This window comes from Weissella halotolerans DSM 20190, from assembly GCF_000420365.1.
Lineage (GTDB): Bacteria > Bacillota > Bacilli > Lactobacillales > Lactobacillaceae > Weissella > Weissella halotolerans.
Window position 1 is genome coordinate 306,338 of the sequence record NZ_ATUU01000002.1, and the last position, 18,719, is coordinate 325,056.

Below are 18,719 nucleotides of genomic sequence, written 5' to 3' on the forward strand. Positions count from 1 at the left end.
TTAATACTCCTTAATCTTACCTAGGTCTATTCTGTTCCTGTATGCTAAACTATGTAATGAGGATACATGTTATTATGAAGAAAAAACATTACTTACCCTATCTTATTTTCAGTTTACTCCTTGTAATGATACTATTGTTACAGGGAGGCGGTTTACTTAGTACCGTTGATCCCTTCATCCTTGGTTTAACCGTCGGTAGCGTGTTGGCCTGGGGCCTTTATTTAAGAAGACAAAAGCGACGTCTCATTCACTCACTTCAACAACAATTGAATCGGTGTCCCTATCCCTTACCAGCCTTAGCAGATCTAACTGCGCTACCATTAAACCTACTGATAGATTTTTATAAACAGCCACAGACCTTACGTTATCGGGATTTACAGGCCCTGCATACGGCCTTAAGTTCACTTTTATAATATCATTGGAGGCTTCCCCATGAACTTCACCACCTTAGTTTGGCGCTTACTTGCCATCTTCATTTTTTTAACAACTTTAACCAGCCTGTTTATTTTACCAGGTTTATGGGTGCGTTTAATTTTGGCCGGTTTAGCTCTATTAGAATTGGTCATCTTTTTTTGGATTATCAGTCTGCAAAAGCACCAGTCAACTAAAGACGTCCACTAAACTAGGCTAGTTAAAGAGGGGCACCACTAAAGTTCACTTTAGTGGTGCCCCTCTTTTAAAATTCATTGCTTAATCAAAGACCATTTGGTTATGATACAACTCTGCATAAAATCCCTTGGCCGCTAACAATTCTTGGTGGGTCCCCACCTCAATAATTTGTCCATCCTTTAAGACAATGATTTTATCGGCATTCAATATCGTTTTCAAGCGATGGGCAATCACAAAACTCGTTCGTCCATGAATAACATTATCCATTGCTTTTTGGATTTTAGCTTCCGTTACAGTATCTACGTTTGAGGTTGCTTCATCTAAAATCAATAAGTCTGGATTTGTGAGAATTGTTCTAGCAATTGACAATAATTGTTTTTGCCCAGTGGAGAAAATAGAATGCTCATCATTAACAACTGTATCATAGCCTTCTGGTAAGGACATAATAAAGTCATGAATATAAGCCTGCTTAGCTGCTGCATAGACTTCATCATCACTGGCAGCTGGCTTACCAAAGGCAATATTGTAGCGGATAGTGCCAGTAAAGATAACCGAATCTTGTAAGACAATGCCCACGTGTTCTCGCAAACTGGCCAAATTAAACTTTCGAATATCGGTTCCGTCAAACTTCACAACGCCTTGGTCAACATCATAAAAGCGATTTAGCAAATTCATTACCGTTGTTTTCCCAGAGCCCGTGGGGCCAACCAAAGCTACCATTTGCCCCTTGTCAACCTCAATATCAATCCCATGTAGAATTTCATGACCCTCTTGATAACTAAAATGCACGTCATCCAATTCTACCTTATCTTTTAAACCAGTAAAAATAATACCATCGGCTGGTGATACCTCATCGGCCTGTTCAAAAACTTCATTCAGTCGTTTAGCCCCCGTAATGGCCAATTGCAGCATATTATAAGTTGCCGTGATTTGACTAATTGGTTGATAATACTGCTGCGAAAAATTAACGAACATGACGATTAGACCTAAGGCCACAGCCCGATCCAGAGTACCGTTCAAGGTAAGGTAGCCACCAAAGAAGATCACAATGGCTGTATTTACCAGACTCATCCCTGACATCAAGGGAAAAAGAATCCCTGACCAGACTTGTCCCCGGTAAGTAGCATCTTTAACCCTTTGATTGTAGTCTTCAAAGTTTTTGACAGACTCCGCTTGCAAACCATTCGTAATAATTACCTTTTCACCATTAATTTGCTCATTAATATACCCGTTCAAATGCCCTACTTCATCTTGCTGTAGGTTCACATACTTCTCAGCACGACGAATAATTAAATAAGCTAACAATAGTGAGATTGGCGTTGCTGCAATCGTTACCCAGGCCAGAGTAACATTTTGATGAAACATCATCCATAAGACACCAATCATCAAGACACCTTGTGAAAAGAGCTGAAAAATGGCCTCATTCATGGCATTATAGATATTATCCAAATCTGACGTAAATCGGGATAAGATTTCACCATCCTGATGGGCATCAAAGTAACGAATGGTCATTGTCTGTAACTTACCAAACAAACCCTTACGCATATCATTAACTGAGTTTGAAGATACAATAGCCTGCATAACATAATTAATCAGTTGGGCTACCAGCATTAGTAAGGAAAACAGTAGGAAGAACCAGACGGCCGTATGCACCTGACTTAAAGATGCCTGTGCACGTGTCGCAGGATTCAATGCCTTCCCCATGTAATTGGCAATTTCTTGAATCGCTTTTCCCATATAAACCGGCGCAGTGACTTGAAAATAGGTAGCCAATATCGTAAAGAGGCCAATCACTGCCATCCCTAATTTATAATGCTTAAAATAATGGGCAAAGAATTTAGCGGCTTGAATCAAGTTAGTCATCTACATCTACCTCCTGTGCCTTTTGTGTGTTGTAAATTTCTTGATAAACAGGCGAGGTTTTAAGCAAGGCGTGGTGACTTCCCTCAGCAACCAAGTGACCATCAGCCATCACAAAAATGCGATCGGCTTTAATCACTGATGAAATTTTTTCAGCAATAATAAATTTCGTAGTCCTTGGTAGATCAGTCGCTAAGGCTGCTTGAACGCGCTTTTCAGATTGCGCATCTAGCGCCGATGTCGAATCATCCAAAATTAAAATTGCCGGCTGCCCAATAACCCCTCGTGCAATAGAAAGCCGTTGCTTTTGACCACCAGAAAAATTAGCCGAACGCTCTTCAACTTGGTGTTCATAGCTATCTGGATATTTTTCTACGAATTCAGCCGCTTGTGCGATTGAGCCTGCCTTACGCATATCTGCCAGCTTTGCATCCCGCTTACCCTGGCGAAGATTGTCAGCAATCGTACCCGAAAAGAGCATGGCCCGCTGTTGAACGTAAGCCACCGCTTGACGTAAGGACTGTTCGTTTACATCTCGCAAATCGACCCCACCAACTTCAACTGAGCCCTTACTAGGGTCAAATAAACGCGCGATTAATTGAGCTACCGTCGACTTTCCAGAACCCGTTGCTCCCACAATACCAATCATTTCACCTGGGTCAACTGAAAATGAAATATCATGCAAAACCTCTTGGCTATCTCCAGGGTAGGTAAAACTAACCTGTTTAAAGGCAACTGAACCAGCTAGCTTCACTGCCGGCGCATCCTTTTTAAAAGTTAAGTCCGGCTGTGTTTGCATCACTTCTTCAATTCGGCCCACTGAGACAAAGGCCCGGGCAGCAAAGGTCATCATAAAGCCACCATTCACAATGGCAATCATGATTTGCATCAAATAATTAACAAAAGAGGTCAACCCACCTAGCATTTTAGGATCAGCCACGACATGGGACCCCACGTACCAAACTGATACCGCGATTGCTAGTTGGCCCACCAACATGAATGCAGGCATGAGAAGGCCAAACAAATAACCAATCTTAATGTTAATTGTATTCAAGCTGTCTGCTGCGACATTAAAACGCTTAGCCTCTTGTTCACTTTGGTTAAAAGACTTAACCACCCGCGCCCCTTGCAAGTTTTCCTTTGCCAAATTATTTGTTTTATCAATTAAGCCTTGAATTTTTCCAAAAAACTTTCCCATCGGTTTAAACACACCAGCTGATATGGCAATCACCAAAATAACCATCACTAAGATGACCCACCACAAGTTAGGCAAGGTCATTAATGCCAACACCAGGGCACCAATAAAAATGATGGGAATTCGTAAAACAGTCTGAAAAATTGCCATCACCATATTTTGTACTTGTTGTACATCATTAGTTAAACGAACAACCAAGTTACCTGCTGAAAATTGTTCAATATTACCATAAGAAAATTGCTGAATTTTTTGATACTCATTTAACCGAATATCTGCTGCTACGCCCATGGCAATACGGGCCGCAAACATTGTGTTCAATGCGCCGGCCACTAACCCAACCAAGGCAATGACAATGAGTTCTACTCCTAATGATGAAATCTGGCCCATTTTGTCATCGGCAATTGCTTGTACCACCTGCTGTAATAGTTTTGGTTGCCATAAGCTAGCAATGGCCGCCAAGCTAATCGTTAGGCAGGCCCAAACAATATCTTTTTTATATTTTTTCAGGTAAGGAAGTATAAACTTCATCCAGTCCCCTCCGTTCTTCTACTAGGGGCATTCACCAATCTAGTACTAACCCCGCTTACATTCATATACAAAGAGCGACTAACACCTATGGTTAATCGCTCATTAAGCAGTTAGAAAACTGCCTGCTTCTATCCTTCATATTGTTGATAACGTTTAACCTGCGTTGGACTTAACACAACGCGCAACCGTGTACCATCGGTCTCATAATCTGTTGCTAAGACCACCGCCTGGTCATTTAATTCAGCCACTACTTTACCCTGGTCAAACGGAATCAATAAGGTCTTTTCCACATTATCAGCAAAAATCTGTTCCTCAATCATGGTCACCAGGGCCGTTAATGAAGACTCATCTTGAGCCGACATAACTAAGGCATTTTCACCCTCCCGTTCAGGATAAGCTGTGTCTGCTATTTGATCTGCCTTATTGTAAACCGTAATCATAGGTACGTCCCCAACCCCAATCTCTTTTAAGGTTTTTTCAGTCGTAGCCATCATGGCTTGATAATTTTCATCTGAATAATCAACAACCTGGACTAACAAATCTGCCTGGGCGGCCTCAGTCAAAGTCGCTCTAAAGGCAGCCACTAACCCATGAGGCAAATGTGAAACAAATCCAACCGTATCTGATAAGAGAAAACTTTGATGATCTGGTAGCGTTAACTTACGAACAGCCGTTTCTAACGTGGCAAATAGCATATCAGCTTCAAAGACAGTTTTCTCCTGATTTGCACCAAAACGTTGTACAAGCCCGTTCATAATGGTTGACTTCCCTGCGTTAGTATACCCGACTAGGGCAACATTTTTGATATTTTCTTTTAATCGTTGACTACGCCTAGTTTGATCATCATGCTCAATTTCCGCTAGTTCTTTACGTAAGTCAGCAATCTTATGCTCAATATGACGCCGGTTAAGTTCTAGCTTGGTTTCACCGGCCCCACGACTAGTAAAGGAACCGCCTCCGCCACCCGTTTGTTGGTCCAAACGCACATTCATTGATGTACGTAGGCGGGGCAATTGATACTGTAACTGAGCAATAGCCACCTGTAATTGAGCAACTCGCGTTCTGGCCCGTCGTGCAAAGATATCTAAAATTAAAGCTGTCCGATCAATCACACTAGCCCCAGTTTTAGTCTCTAAATTTCGAATTTGTGAAGGTGATAATTCATCATTGGCAACAACCATATCAGCTTCATAATAGCTAACCGCTTCACTTAACTCATCTACTTTTCCTTTACCAAAATACGTTCCTGCATTAGGCCGGTCCATTTTTTGACTTATCTGGCCGACTACCACCATATCGTTAGCCGCTGCTAATTCTGCTAATTCCGTCATTTGATACTCAAAGGTATCATCCTGCCGGTCTAAACCCAATAAAATAACACGTGGTTGTTCTTTTGCTACTTCACTCGTCGCTACTGCCATTCATTCTCCCTATTTTTACTTACCATATAGTTGTTGTATCATTATAAGCCTTTAAGCTTAGGTCCTGATCACTGACCTGCCAAACTGAAATCATACCATTGACAGGCTTTTCTTCAGCTGCTTGGTCACTCTCATACTGACTTACCAGGTTACGAATCAACGTGCCATGGGCTACGAGCAATATATTGTCCCCATCTTGCGCATGCTGTCGTATATATTCAAAACCAGCCTGGACGCGGGTCCAAAATTCATCAGCGTCTTCAGCATCATGATAAGGATCTAACTCCTTAAAGGCATCCATTGTCCCGTTCATCGTTAATTGTGTAGTCAAGTCACCATATGACTTAATATTTGCTAACCCTAATTGTTGACCAACTTCAGCTGCTACTTTTGGTCCCTTTAACGCTTCAAAACCACCGAAAAAGACTTCGCGAAAAGCAGCTAATTGTTCAGGCTCTGTCAAACCCGTGCTAGCCCGGTTCTGCTCCAAAATTGCACGGGCAGTGTCACGAGCACGTGATAAATCAGATGAATAGGCCTGCGCAAATTGCACACCTTGCAGTCGCTCTCCTGCTGCCTGAGCGTCTTCGATCCCACTCGTTGTTAATGGCGCATCACTCCATCCTTGCATCCGATCATATTTATTCAAATACGTTTCGCCATGTCGTACTAAGTATAAGTTAAAAGTCATACTCATTCCCCATTTCCTTTGGTCCTATGTATTGACACTGACCAAGCTATGCCAATCATTAAAAAAACATTAACATGCCTTCATTATAGCATTTTTCAAATAATTCCTGGACCTTAAATTCATGTCAATTACCAAAGCTTATCCCATAATACTATTGACATTTTCACCAGGGGTCTGTATAGTTAATTACTGTTGTTAAGTATGTGTTAGCCAGAGTGTTGGTATAATATTGGCCCAATGGTCAAGTGGTCAAGACGTCGCGTTCTCAGCGCGGAATCCAGGGTTCGACTCCCTGTTGGGCTATTTTTATGTGGCTCACACACTATTATCCAACATGGCCCAATGGTCAAGTGGTCAAGACGTCGCGTTCTCAGCGCGGAATCCAGGGTTCGACTCCCTGTTGGGCTATCATAATTAAAAAGCAGGTGTCTTCTTTTAGACGCCTGCTTTTTGTTTATTCCCTTAAAAACCGTTACAATGGCAATAAAGAAAAACCTGTAAAAGGACGGTTACTTACTATGCAACTCATCTCTTGGAATATTGACAGTATTAATGCTGCTATTGAACATAAATCTCCCCGCGGAGAAATGACCTATGCCATTTTAAAGGAATTGGCTGCCCGTAAACCCACGGTCATTGCCATCCAGGAAACCAAACTTAAAGCAACTGGCTTAACTACAAAGCAGGCCGCAACTCTTGATGCCCTTTTTCCTGACTATTACCGCTATCTAAATTTCAGTGAAGGTCGCAAAGGCTATTCAGGCACCATGATGCTTTCCTTAATAGAACCAGTGAATGTAACTTATCCAAAAATTGGGGCACCAGGTGAAATGGATCTAGAAGGGCGAATCATTACCTTAGAATTTCCACACACCTTCGTCTCAACTGTTTATACGCCTAATTCCGGTAGCGAACTAGCCCGTCTGGATGATCGCCAAGCATGGGATGATGCATACCGTCAATACATCCAAAAACTAGACCAGGTAAAACCCGTTATTTTCTCAGGTGATTTTAACGTGGCTCATCAGCCAATTGATCTAAAACATCCAACTGCCAACCACCATAGCGCTGGCTTCACTGATGAGGAACGCTCCAAGTTCAGTCAACTACTGGCTGCTGGCTTCACCGATACTTTCCGTAAACTTCATCCAGATACCAGTGATGTCTATACCTGGTGGGCTCAACGAGCCAAGCAATCAAAGATAAACAACTCAGGCTGGCGAATTGATTATTATCTCGTCTCCAATCGCCTTTTTGAGTACGTGACCAATTTTTCGGTAATTGATACTGGCGCTCGACAAGATCATGCCCCCATTTTACTCGAATTAGATCAATATGATTTATAGGATCTGTTTCATGTGAAACAGCAAAAGCAGGTTCACCTTTCAAGGTGAACCTGCTTTTTTATTTAAACTCTAATTGTTAAAATTCATCCATCAACAATTGACGAATATCAGTCAAACGTGGTTGGCGAGGGTTAGCACCTGTGCATTGGTCATCATAAACCAAATCAACCATTTCATCGAGGGCATCATCAAAATCACTCTTTGTTACCCCGTTTTCCGACAATGATGTTTTAACGTCTACAGAAGCAGCCAAAGCCTTAATACGCTCAATTAACGACTCTACTAACGCTTCATCACTATCACCCTTTAACCCTAAGGCACGGGCAATATCTGCATAATCTGCTTGTGCCCGGTAGACTTCATAGCGAGGGAACGGTGTTCTCTTAACATTACCAGTAGCGGCATTGTATTTAATAACACCTTGCATAGCAATTGAAATTGCCAAACCATGTGGCAAACCAAAAGCACCTCCAGTTTTGTGAGCCAAACCATGATTCAAGCCCAAGAAGGCATTAGCAAATGACATACCCGCCATCGTTGATGCGTAATGCATTTGTGCACGTGCATGTTGGCCTTCCTTAGTTGGATGTGCAGGGTCATAGTTATATGACTCAGCCAAGTTTTCAAAAATCATCTTAATCGCTTGTAAGGCCCAAGGACGGGTAAACTCTGAGGCCATAACAGATACATATGACTCTAAGGCATGTGACAATGCATCTAAACCAGAGTAAGCAACGGTACGCTTTGGCACAGTCATTACAAATTCAGGATCAACAATCGCCACTTGTGGTGTGAGTTCATAATCTGCCAATGGATACTTAACATGGGTTTCATCATCTGTAATAACGGCAAATGGTGTTACTTCAGACCCAGTCCCCGATGTTGTTGGAATAGCCACTAGTTGGGTCAATTTCTGTGGTTGGAACTTAATTACACGCTTACGGATATCAATAAACTTTTGCTGCAACTTTTGGAACAGTTCTTTCAAAGCTGCCGGATTATCCAAAATGCCTTCATGGTTAGTTGAATATTCATAAATGAAACGGGCAATCTTACCAACGTCCATGGCTGAACCACCACCTAGGGCAATCACTGTATCTGGCTTGAAGTCTGCCATTTGACGAGCAATTTCAATGGCTTGCTTAAGGGTTGGGTCAGGTTGGACAGTTCCATAAATTGATGTCTTAACTGGTTCAACCCGTAGTGCTAACTGATCCATAACCTTATCTACGAAGCCAAATTGAACCATACCAGGATCAGCGACGATGAAGGCGCGCGTCATATCAGGCATGTCTTGTAAGTAAGAAATGGCATTAGACTCATAATAAATGTCCTTAGGGATACGAATCCACTCTGGACGATTACGCCGACGAGCAACGGTTTTAAAGTTCAATAAGTCATTTGTTGATAAGTTATGTGACAATGAATTCTTCCCCCATGAACCAGTTCCTAGCGTCAAAGATGGACGCAAAGCATCTGTATAAATATCACCAATTCCACCAATTGAATCAGGCTGGTTAACTAAAATTCGCGAAGCTTGCACAGCATCGGCATATTCCTTCACAAACGGATCATCTTGGGCGCCAATTTGGATAGCCGCATTATGTCCAGCACCTTGATAGTCAAGAAGGGCTTTGACAATGTCGATTGCGTTTTGCCGATTCTTTGACTTATAAATCGAAACCAAGGGACTCAATTTCTCTGAAGACAGTGGCTCACCAATGTTCTTTTCATCTAATTCAAAAATAATTACATCATCATCAGCTGGCATTTTAATTCCAGCCTGCTCTGCAATCCACTTGCCTGACCGACCAGCAATTGGTCCATTTACACCATAGCCATCAGCATTCTTTTTGAATACATAGTCTGATAACTTTTTATATTCCTTCTTAGGTAGCAGATAAGCTCCATGTTCTTGCATCTTTTGCATAAATTCATCATAGACCGCTGCATCAACAACTGCTGAGTTCTCGGTTGCACAAATCATACCATTATCAAAGCGCTTTGATAGTAGTAAATCCTCAACCGCCCGATCAATATTGGCTGTACCGTCAATATAAACAGCTCCATTTCCAGCACCGACTCCCATAGAAGGGTTTCCTGAATGTAAGGCTGCATTCACCATTCCAGGCCCACCAGTTGCCAAAATATTGGCAATGCCAGGGTTGGTTATCAAAGCCGTAGTTGCATCAATTGAAGGCTTCTCAATCCACTGAATAAAGTTTTTTGGAGCCCCAGCCTTAATTGCTGCATCGTAAACAATCTTAGCCGCATGGGCTGAAGACTTTTGTGCTTGGGGGTGGAAGGCAAAGATAATTGTATTACGTGTTTTAGCAGCCAACATTGACTTAAAAATCGTCGTTGAAGTTGGATTCGTAGTTGGAACAATCCCAGCTAATACACCCAATGGTGCCGCTAATGTAACTGACCCTGCTACTGGATCCTCAGCGATGACACCGACCGTCTTATCGTCCTTAATTTTATTAAAGACCGCTTCTGAGGCAAAGTGGTTCTTTGTATCCTTATCTTCTACCACCCCACGGCCAGTTTCATCAACCGCTTCATGTGCTAAGGCCAATGACTGTTCAGATGCCGCCAAGGCCATCGCTGCTACAATTTTATCTACCTGTTCTTGTGAGTAAGTTTTAAATTCATTTTCAGCAATTTGCGCTTTTTTGACAAGTTCTGCTGTCATTTTTTCAGCAGCTAATTTCTTTTGTTCCTTTGCTTCTGGAGTTAACTCTTTTTTCTTTGATGAATCAGCCATGTTGAAGCTCCTTTTTTGATGTTTTATTTATTACTTCTATCAACAATACTTAGTATATCATTTCACAAAGTTTTGTCAATAAAATCCTTTAAAATTAATTAAAAGCTCTAATATGGCTATATATAGGCTTTTTAATAAAATCGCTAGTTGTGATGTTTATCACTTATACCTATTGGTAAACGCTTACATATATACTTATATATGCAAATATGTTAGTACACAAATTATCATTGGCACGAATTGCCCACTCATCCTAATAACAAAAAACCGAACGGAATCCGTTCGGCAAATTTTTATCTCATTTTAAGCAGCTTTATCAACTTAGCTTATCGTAATCACTACCAAATAACCACTCGATCACCTGGTGCCCGATACATACCATCAGTTGGCTTAACTGAAAAAGCCTGCATAAATTCATCAAAGTTGGTGGCAATAACATTAGCTCGCAACTTAGCTGGCGCATGTACATCAGTTGTCGCCATAACTCTCATAAATTCTGGGCGTGCTTTCATGCGCCAAATTTTAGCCCAATTATTAAAGAATGCTTGGGCCGAATAATCTGATTCTGCTTGGGCCGCTTGCAAAGCAGCTGCCACCCCACCTAGGTCGGCAACGTTTTCTGACACCGTCAACTTTCCGTTAACTTTTGCCCCGTAAGAATCTAAACCGTCAAATTCTGCTACTATCTTTTGCGTCCGCTCATTAAAGGCCGCATAATCTTTCTCAGTCCACCAATTATTTAAGCTACCATGTTCATCAAAAGAAGCGCCATTGGTATCAAAGGCATGTGAAATCTCATGTGCAATGACTGCACCAATCCCACCATAATTTTCAGATGAAGTCTGGTCCAAACTGTAGAACGGTGCCTGTAAGATGGCCGCAGGAAATACAATTTGATTTTGTTGAGGATCATAATAAGCATTAACTAAATGTGCGGGCATATGCCATTCAGACCGGTCCACCGGTTGATTCCACTTTGACCACTGATAAGCGATGGACTGCCTGATAAACTTATTAGCTGTATCAAATAAACTAGCTCCCTCGTCAACCGTCTTTTCATAATAACGAGCCGGTAATTTCTCTGGGTAACCAATGTGTGGCACAATGGCATCTAATTTTTCTTGTGCCTTTATCTTCGTACTAGCTTCCAGCCAATCAATCGCCGCCAAACGCTGCTTGTAAACGTCAATCATGGTTTGCACTTTATGCTCAATATCTGCCTTTGCAGCTGGTGAAAAATACTTATGAGCATACCATAGGCCAAGCGCCTGATTAAAAGGAGCCGCAGTTAAATAGTAGGCTGACTTATCTTGACTGCTAGCCGCCGGAGTTCCTGACAGTTCACGACTATAAGCACCGCCCAGCAAACGCAAATCATTTGATAGGTAGCCTGTATAAGCATTTACTACATCTACCAATAGCATAGCCTTTAACAAGGGCCATGCCTCTTGAGAATAAAATTGATCCGCATGGCTCCAGAAGCGAACATCACTCACAATAATTTTATCTGGCAACTGACCAAGTACCTTTTTCATAAAGTCATCCCAAGGTAGTTGAGGAGCCAGCGCCTTGAAGTCGGCCCAACTATAAGGATGATACAGTTTAACGTATTCGGCTGCCTCTTCATTACTCAAGACATAGTCAGCTACCCGCTGATCAAAAGCAAGCGCTTTATCTAAAATGTCACGCGTCGTCTCCTCATCAAAGCCAAAAGCCTTAAATAAAGCTTCCTGAGCCTGACGCCACTTTTGTAATAACGCTGCTCCTTGTGGATGATTAGGTTCATAGTAGGTCGTGTCCGGCAAAATCGTACTCAACCCATCAGCCCATAACACATTTGTCTGGGCATCCTTGAAATCTGGCGCTATCCCTAATGGCAATTCATTAGGCATACCCGCTAATTCTAAGTCCGCTAATTGATCAGTAAAATCTTGCAAATGCTGCATGGCTTGATAGCGTTCAATCATAGGTTGCACTGGAGCGGCCCCCAATTGGTCTCGCGTCCGCCAGTCACGAGCCAACCGATGATACTTAACAAAATTAGCTAATACGTGATCATCAGTATCTAGGCCTTCTGTTTGCCAACGTTCAGTGGTTGTTAACATCAATTTTTCAATGTCATCCGCTAAATCACTAAAGCCACCTGTTCGTGCCTTATCATCAGGAATAACGGCTTGTGCCGCCCAATCAGCATTAACGGCCTCATACAGGTCATCCTGTCTTCTTACTGTCATATACTCTCCTTATCTATGCCATTCAGCTAATAGGCGTCCAATTTCTTCATTCATTTTGTCTTCAGCCTTATGTAACTCATCTTTGGTAATTTGATCTTTTAAATGAGCTTGTGCTTTTTTATTACTAGTAAAATCATCATTGCTCTTAGCCGCTAAGGCAAATTCATGTTTAATTAGCTTCGTAACTGCTGCTGGCACATCGTCATTGGCGTGTTTAACCACATCGACTAGTTGTGCATATTGTTTCTTATTAACAACATGCCAATTAGTAGGCAACGTTAAAACATAGTCAGTACCGGCTGGAAGTTGCTGGGGCTCTCCCCACCGCATCAACCGATCAAACATATTTTGTGTCCGATACGTTTTAACCGTTGTCTGTAAAGTAGCATCTTTATCATCACTATGTTTAACCGTCATTTTGGTATGTTCGGCTAAGGTTTGATAACTCTGGTCACCAATCTTATAGGTATAGCGAAGACCTTTCCCCACTTTGGTCGTCGTTACAAAGTGATAATCGCCCAATGATGCACTAGGAGCTATTTTTTCAGTTTTAGCAACTGATTCACGTTGCATAAATAAATGCTCTCGTTGTGCATTCGCTAACCACCAGCTATTTCCAGCAACTAACATTAGCCCAAATAATAGTGGCAGCCAGCTAATTCTGCGATGGTGGACGTATTGCATCAACGTAAATAATAACAGGGCAAACCCCAAGACCAATAAAACAATCATTTTATAACACTCCCTCAAGTAAAAGTCAGCTTATATAGTTAATTTAATTATAAGCCTTTTACCTAATTAATTGCTTTAAAAAGAAACTTCCTCAATAATCTTTTAATCATCTAAACGCCACTGATTAATGGGACCAAACTGGTGCCCTACCTCAATTTCGTTTGCAATTGCCTGCTGGGTCAATCGTTTAGCCCGCTTAACTGCCGTTTCCAAGGTCTGACCCTTGGCTAATTCAGCCACAATTATTGCCGATAACGTATCGCCAGTCCCATTAATATGCTTCGTTGCAACATAGGGCGCGGTCAACCATATCCCTTCCCCACTCGCAGTAAGCAATAAATCTCGTACTTCCTTTTGCTGTACAAGATCATGGCGACCCTTCATCAGTACATTCGGCACACCCAGTGCTTGAATTTTATGAGCCGCTGCCAATACATCCGCCTCGTTATTAATTTTTTGTCCTGCTAATATCTCTTGTTCATAAAAATTAGGTGTAATAAGTTCGGCTAAGGGTATCAACTCCTCTTTTAGCGTCGTCAAGGCATTTAATTCAAGCAATCTAGCCCCATGTTTAGTTGAAATCACTGGATCTAAAACAAAATGGCCAAAATCAACTGCTGTCAGTTTCTCTGCTACCGTATGTATCGTCTTGGCATCAGCTAACATGCCAGTCTTAACCGCCCTGATATTAAAGTCAGCTGCCAAACTATCGAATTGCGCTGCAATAAATTCGGCTGGCATAACCATCGTATCCTGAATGCCATAGGAATTTCCAGCCACAGCCGATGTTAAGATTAACATGCCATAAACCTGTCGTTGAAAAAAAGCATGTAAATCAGCCGGTCCACCTGCTGAACCATCACTGTCATTTCCAGCAATGGTCACCACTTGTGGAAATGTATTTACCATTAGTAATCACCCCCTAGTTTAATTTATCTCATTATATACTAATATACAGAAAAAGCCGATATACAAATCGGCTTTTGAACATTATCCTTTTTTTGGTCGAAACTTAATTACATAAACCACACTCATCAAAGCCAAAAAAATAACACCTGTACAAATTGAAATCCGAGTCTCGGGATTCAAAAACATAAATATCAATGTAAGCAGTAGAAAAGCTAAGGTAATATAGTTTGACAGCGGTGATAACGGCATCTTAAATGGATGCTGCGCCATCTGAGTCCGATGTTCTCGGCGAAAGCGAATTTGACTAATTAAAATCACAAACCAAGGAATCATACCTGGCAAAGTACTAGAACTATAAATAACCACAAAGGCATTTGCCGATTGTTTAAAGAAAAGAGGCGCCAGGGCGCTTAAAAGCAGGCCTAAAAAAATACCTACAGAAATTGCAATCACCGCATAAGCAGGTACGCCCTGCCTATTTAGCCTCATAAATGTTTTGGGTAATTGGTGTTGCGCGGCCAATGTATATGACATTCGACTAGCACTATAAATTCCTGAGTTGGTTCCAGACAAAGCCGCTGTAATCACAACCACATTAATAATCGAGGCGGCGGCTGTGATGCCAATCTTGGCAAAGGTCTCAACAAAGGGTGAACCGACCCGGCCTAATTCATTCCAGGGATAAATACACAAAATAACAAATATCGCCCCAACGTAAAAAATAAGAATTCGATAGACCGTTGAATGAATTGCTTTTACTAAGGTTTCACGTGGATTTTCAGCTTCACCAGCTGTCACCCCAATCAGTTCAATCCCTTGGTATGAAGCAAGCACAATTGATAGTGCAAAAACAAAGCCCGAAAAGCCACCGGTAAAAAAACCATGTTCCCATAAATTACTAATACCAATAGGATGAAAGCCATTCCCTATCCCAAAGAAAATGATCCCAGCTCCAATAACAATCATAAAAATAATCGTAACAACCTTAATTAAGGCAAACCAAAATTCTAACTCACCAAACATTTTTACAGAAATTAAATTAGCTAAACATAAGAACACAATCGCAATAACACCCGGTAACCAAGCTGGCAAGTGTGGCCACCAAAACTCAAAGTATCCCCCAATCGCAATCATTTCACTCATACCAACTACAATATACTGAAAAATATTGCTCCAGGCTGTTAGGTAACCCCATATCGGATGCATATATTCAGTTGCATATTTGGCAAAAGACCCCGTATCTGGATCAACATAGGCCATTTCACCCAAAGCACGCATAATGAGGTACAAAAAGACGCCCGCAATAATATATGCCAATAAGACCGAAGGACCCGTCCATTTAATGGTCGCCGTAGATCCCATAAAGAGACCCACACCAATTGTCCCACCTAAGGCAATCATTTGAATTTGCCGCGCACTTAATTTTCTTTCCATCAATCCTCACCATTTCTGTGAATTGCTAACCGTTCAAACTATCACATTGAACCAATGTCTCATTTTTAAAATCACACCTATAAATGCTCATTCTACACCTGATTAACTCAATAAAAAAGGGCACCGTTACTGGTTAGTAACAGTGCCCTTTCTTATTTAACAGTTTAAAACCACTTTTGAAATTAAACCAATGGTGTCCATGCCCAGTCAGTAAACTCTGGGATATCATGTCCTTCATTACGAGTAACATCAAAGTGCTTTGCTAAGATTTCATCCATCTTTTGCAAGAAGGCTGTTCCCTTAGCATCATCAATAACACCCTTGTCCATCAATGTTGCAACTGCATCCTTAGCTTGGTTAAAGCGGTCCATTTGTGAGTAGACACGCATATCGTAAGTAGTGGTGATATCACCATCTTCACGATAACCATGTGGATGCAAGCCCAAGTGCTCACGCTCGTAGAAGAATGATTGAATCAAATCTTCGTAACCGTGGAAGCCAAAGATAACCGGTGTACCTGACTCACCGAAGTAAGTCTGGAATTCGTCATCTGACAATGAACGCTCAGCATTCATAGGACCATTCTTCTTTTGCAAACGCATCAACTCAACCACGTTGACGTAGCGGAACTTAACGTCTGGGAAGGCCTCATTGACCAAGTGCAAAGCAGCTAAAGTTTCGATGGTTGGCTCAACACCAGCAGATGCAAAGACGATGTCGGCCTTACCTTGTGGAGCGGTAGAAGCCCAATCTACAACTGCCAAACCTTCGTTAGCCAAAATTTCAGCTTCTTGAGCAGAGAACCATTGTTGACGTGGTTGCTTAGAAGCCACGATGTGGTTAACCTTTTGACGCTCAGAGAAGGCACGATCAAAGACAGCCAACAACGTGTTTCCATCAGCTGGTAGGTATTGACGGATAAAGTCAGCCTTCTTCTCAGCCAAGTGAGTCAACATACCTGGATCTTGGTGAGTGTAACCGTTGTGGTCTTGTTGGAAGACAGTTGACGTTGAAATCAAGTTCAATGATGGGTAAGAATTACGCCATGATTGCTCTGAGGCGTGACGCAACCACTTGAAGTGTTGTGTAATCATTGAATCAACAACACGCAAGAATGATTCGTATGATGCAAAGACACCAACACGACCAGTCAAGGTGTAAGCTTCCAACCAACCTTCAGCTTGATGCTCTGAAAGTTGAGCATCCAAGATACGACCTTCTGGAGCTTCATATTGGTCATATGGGTCATGGATTGGTTCCATCCATTGACGGTTAGTAATCTTGAACATATCCCATAGACGGTTTGACATCGTCTCATCAGGTCCAAAGATACGGAATGATGTTGGGTTCAACTTTGAAACTGCAGCGAAGTAACCAGATAAGACATTCATATCCATGTTACGGTTACCATCAGGCAACAAAGTTCCACGGTTGTCAGCAGTAATGTCATTGGTGAATTCGTGCCAGTCAGGCAAAGTCAAGTTCTTTGACTCTTCACCACGAGGAGCACCACCATTAGCAGCTGGGTTAGCAGCCATCCGCTTGTCACCCTTAGGAGCCATAGCAGCAACTTCGTCCTTCAAAGAACCATCCTTGTTGAACAATTCTTCTGGCTTGTATGAGTTCATCCACTCTTCAAATTGTGGCAAGGTTGACAAATCACCTTGTTCAAGAGGAAGTGGTACTTGGTGGGCACGGAATGAACCTTCAATTGGCTCACCGGCTTGGTTGTAACGTGGACCACCCCAACCCTTTGGCAAACGAGCGATGATAACTGGCCATGGAGCTACTTCACCATCTTGATAACGACCGTTCTCACGGGCATCCTTTTGAATAGCTTGAATATCTTCAATTGCTTGATCAAAGATCTTAGCAGCCTTCTCGTGGTAAGCCATGTAGTCATGAATATCATCATTTTCGATGAAACGTGGTGACCATCCCAAACCAGTAAAGAATTCTGAAATTTGCTCATCACTCATCCGTGAGAAGACTGTTGGGTTTGAAATCTTAAATCCATTCAAATCCAAGACAGGCAATACAGCACCATCATTCTTAGGATTGATGAACTTGATTGAATGCCATGCAGTCATTGAAGGACCAGTTTCAGCTTCACCGTCACCAACTACTGTCAAAGCAATTTGATCAGGATTGTCTAAAATAGCACCAACACCATGAGATAGTGAGTAACCTAACTCACCACCTTCATGTAATGAACCTGGTGTTTGCGCTGTCATGTGAGAACCAATTCCACCAGGGAATGAGAAGCGCTTGAATAAGCGAGCCATACCTTCAAGGTCTTGGGTAATCTCTGGATAATCTTCAGTGTAAGTACCATCAAGGTATGAGTTAGTAACCATAACTTGACCACCGTGACCAGGGCCACCGATGTACATCATGTTCAAACCATACTTGTTAATCAAACGGTTTCCATGAGCATAGATGAAGGTTTGACCTGAGATAGTACCCCAGTGTCCAATTGGCTTCACCTTAACGTCATCAGCTTGAATAGGTGTGTCTGTTACGGAGAACAATGGGTTGCTCTTCAAAAAGATCATACCAGCTGAAAGATAGTTGGTTGCACGCCACCAGGCATCAACCTTCTCAAGGTATTCCTTGGTATCAAAATCTACTGCCATTTTGATCGAATCTCCTTTGTATATATATAATTGTCTACAAAAAATCTGGACCACAACTAGAGACAATCCCTCCAGTCGACAAACTTATAATAACAGATTTAGCATGGACACACAAGAAAAATACCTAGATTGGTGCGGTCCAATTACTGAAAACTAATCGCCATCTAAACTATCAAAGCTATTATACTGCATATACTGATAATGAATACGCATCGTACCTACCTCAAAGGGGGTTCCATCATCCAAGAAATAGATTCCTGCCATCACCCCAACTGGCTCGTTATCAGCTAAATGCATGTAAGTTTGATCTTCCTTACTTGATGGTTCCACTGTCACTGTTAAGAAAGACTTGGTAAC

At 41.9% G+C, this 18,719-nt stretch carries 13 protein-coding genes, 2 tRNA genes and 1 pseudogene; 5 read left to right on the top strand and 11 right to left on the bottom strand.

What is annotated here, in order from left to right; all coding sequences use genetic code 11:
- The first annotated feature begins 74 nt into the window (after positions 1-74).
- Positions 75-413, top strand: a complete 339-nt coding sequence (locus G414_RS0104155; RefSeq protein WP_022791602.1) for a hypothetical protein — start codon at positions 75-77, stop codon at positions 411-413.
- A gap of 19 nt (positions 414-432) precedes the next feature.
- On the top strand, positions 433-621 hold the full coding sequence (locus tag G414_RS0104160; RefSeq protein WP_022791603.1) for a hypothetical protein: 189 nt from the start codon (positions 433-435) through the stop codon (positions 619-621).
- 69 nt (positions 622-690) lie between these two features.
- Here G414_RS0104160 and G414_RS0104165 read toward each other — a convergent pair whose 3' ends face one another.
- The 4 genes from G414_RS0104165 to G414_RS0104180 all read right to left on the bottom strand — a co-directional run bounded on the left by G414_RS0104165 (position 691) and on the right by G414_RS0104180 (position 6,310).
- Positions 691-2,472 (bottom strand): ABC transporter ATP-binding protein, encoded by a 1,782-nt coding sequence (locus G414_RS0104165; RefSeq protein ID WP_022791604.1) that lies wholly within the window; start codon positions 2,470-2,472, stop codon positions 691-693.
- The gene (locus G414_RS0104170) at positions 2,465-4,192 is read right to left on the bottom strand and encodes an ABC transporter ATP-binding protein (protein WP_022791605.1); all 1,728 of its coding nucleotides are present in this window, start codon (positions 4,190-4,192) and stop codon (positions 2,465-2,467) included. Before G414_RS0104170 ends, G414_RS0104165 begins: the two co-directional genes overlap by 8 nt.
- A gap of 128 nt (positions 4,193-4,320) precedes the next feature.
- Complete coding sequence (hflX, locus tag G414_RS0104175; protein ID WP_022791606.1) at positions 4,321-5,613, bottom strand: GTPase HflX; 1,293 nt, start codon at positions 5,611-5,613, stop codon at positions 4,321-4,323.
- A gap of 19 nt (positions 5,614-5,632) precedes the next feature.
- Positions 5,633-6,310, bottom strand: coding sequence for a histidine phosphatase family protein (locus G414_RS0104180; protein ID WP_236695791.1), 678 nt, complete (start codon positions 6,308-6,310; stop codon positions 5,633-5,635).
- A 225-nt stretch (positions 6,311-6,535) separates the two neighbouring features.
- On the opposite strand from G414_RS0104180, the gene G414_RS0104185 reads away from it, so the two are divergent.
- From G414_RS0104185 to G414_RS0104195, 3 genes are all read left to right on the top strand, one after another.
- A tRNA-Glu gene (locus G414_RS0104185) sits at positions 6,536-6,607 on the top strand.
- 33 nt (positions 6,608-6,640) lie between these two features.
- Positions 6,641-6,712, top strand: a tRNA-Glu gene (locus G414_RS0104190).
- Between the two features lie 110 nt (positions 6,713-6,822).
- Positions 6,823-7,650, top strand: coding sequence for an exodeoxyribonuclease III (locus G414_RS0104195; RefSeq protein WP_022791608.1), 828 nt, complete (start codon positions 6,823-6,825; stop codon positions 7,648-7,650).
- A gap of 76 nt (positions 7,651-7,726) precedes the next feature.
- Here the strand turns inward: G414_RS0104195 and adhE are convergent, their stop codons facing one another.
- From adhE to G414_RS07780, 7 genes and pseudogenes are all read right to left on the bottom strand, one after another.
- On the bottom strand, positions 7,727-10,417 hold the full coding sequence (gene adhE / locus G414_RS0104200; RefSeq protein WP_022791609.1) for a bifunctional acetaldehyde-CoA/alcohol dehydrogenase: 2,691 nt from the start codon (positions 10,415-10,417) through the stop codon (positions 7,727-7,729).
- A 338-nt stretch (positions 10,418-10,755) separates the two neighbouring features.
- Complete coding sequence (locus G414_RS0104205) at positions 10,756-12,651, bottom strand: M13-type metalloendopeptidase (protein ID WP_022791610.1); 1,896 nt, start codon at positions 12,649-12,651, stop codon at positions 10,756-10,758.
- 9 nt (positions 12,652-12,660) lie between these two features.
- Complete coding sequence (locus G414_RS07260) at positions 12,661-13,383, bottom strand: DUF4811 domain-containing protein (protein WP_051125786.1); 723 nt, start codon at positions 13,381-13,383, stop codon at positions 12,661-12,663.
- Positions 13,384-13,485: 102 nt separating this feature from the next.
- Entirely contained in the window at positions 13,486-14,292 is an 807-nt protein-coding gene (thiD, locus tag G414_RS0104215; protein ID WP_022791612.1) for a bifunctional hydroxymethylpyrimidine kinase/phosphomethylpyrimidine kinase, read from the bottom strand.
- A gap of 81 nt (positions 14,293-14,373) precedes the next feature.
- Positions 14,374-15,726 (bottom strand): amino acid permease, encoded by a 1,353-nt coding sequence (locus G414_RS0104220; protein ID WP_022791613.1) that lies wholly within the window; start codon positions 15,724-15,726, stop codon positions 14,374-14,376.
- 182 nt (positions 15,727-15,908) lie between these two features.
- Positions 15,909-18,362 carry a phosphoketolase family protein gene (locus G414_RS0104225; RefSeq protein WP_022791614.1) on the bottom strand — a complete coding sequence of 818 codons (2,454 nt, stop codon included), beginning with the start codon at positions 18,360-18,362 and terminating at the stop codon, positions 15,909-15,911.
- A 153-nt stretch (positions 18,363-18,515) separates the two neighbouring features.
- Positions 18,516-18,719, bottom strand: a pseudogene (locus G414_RS07780) (GntR family transcriptional regulator); the annotation flags it as partial.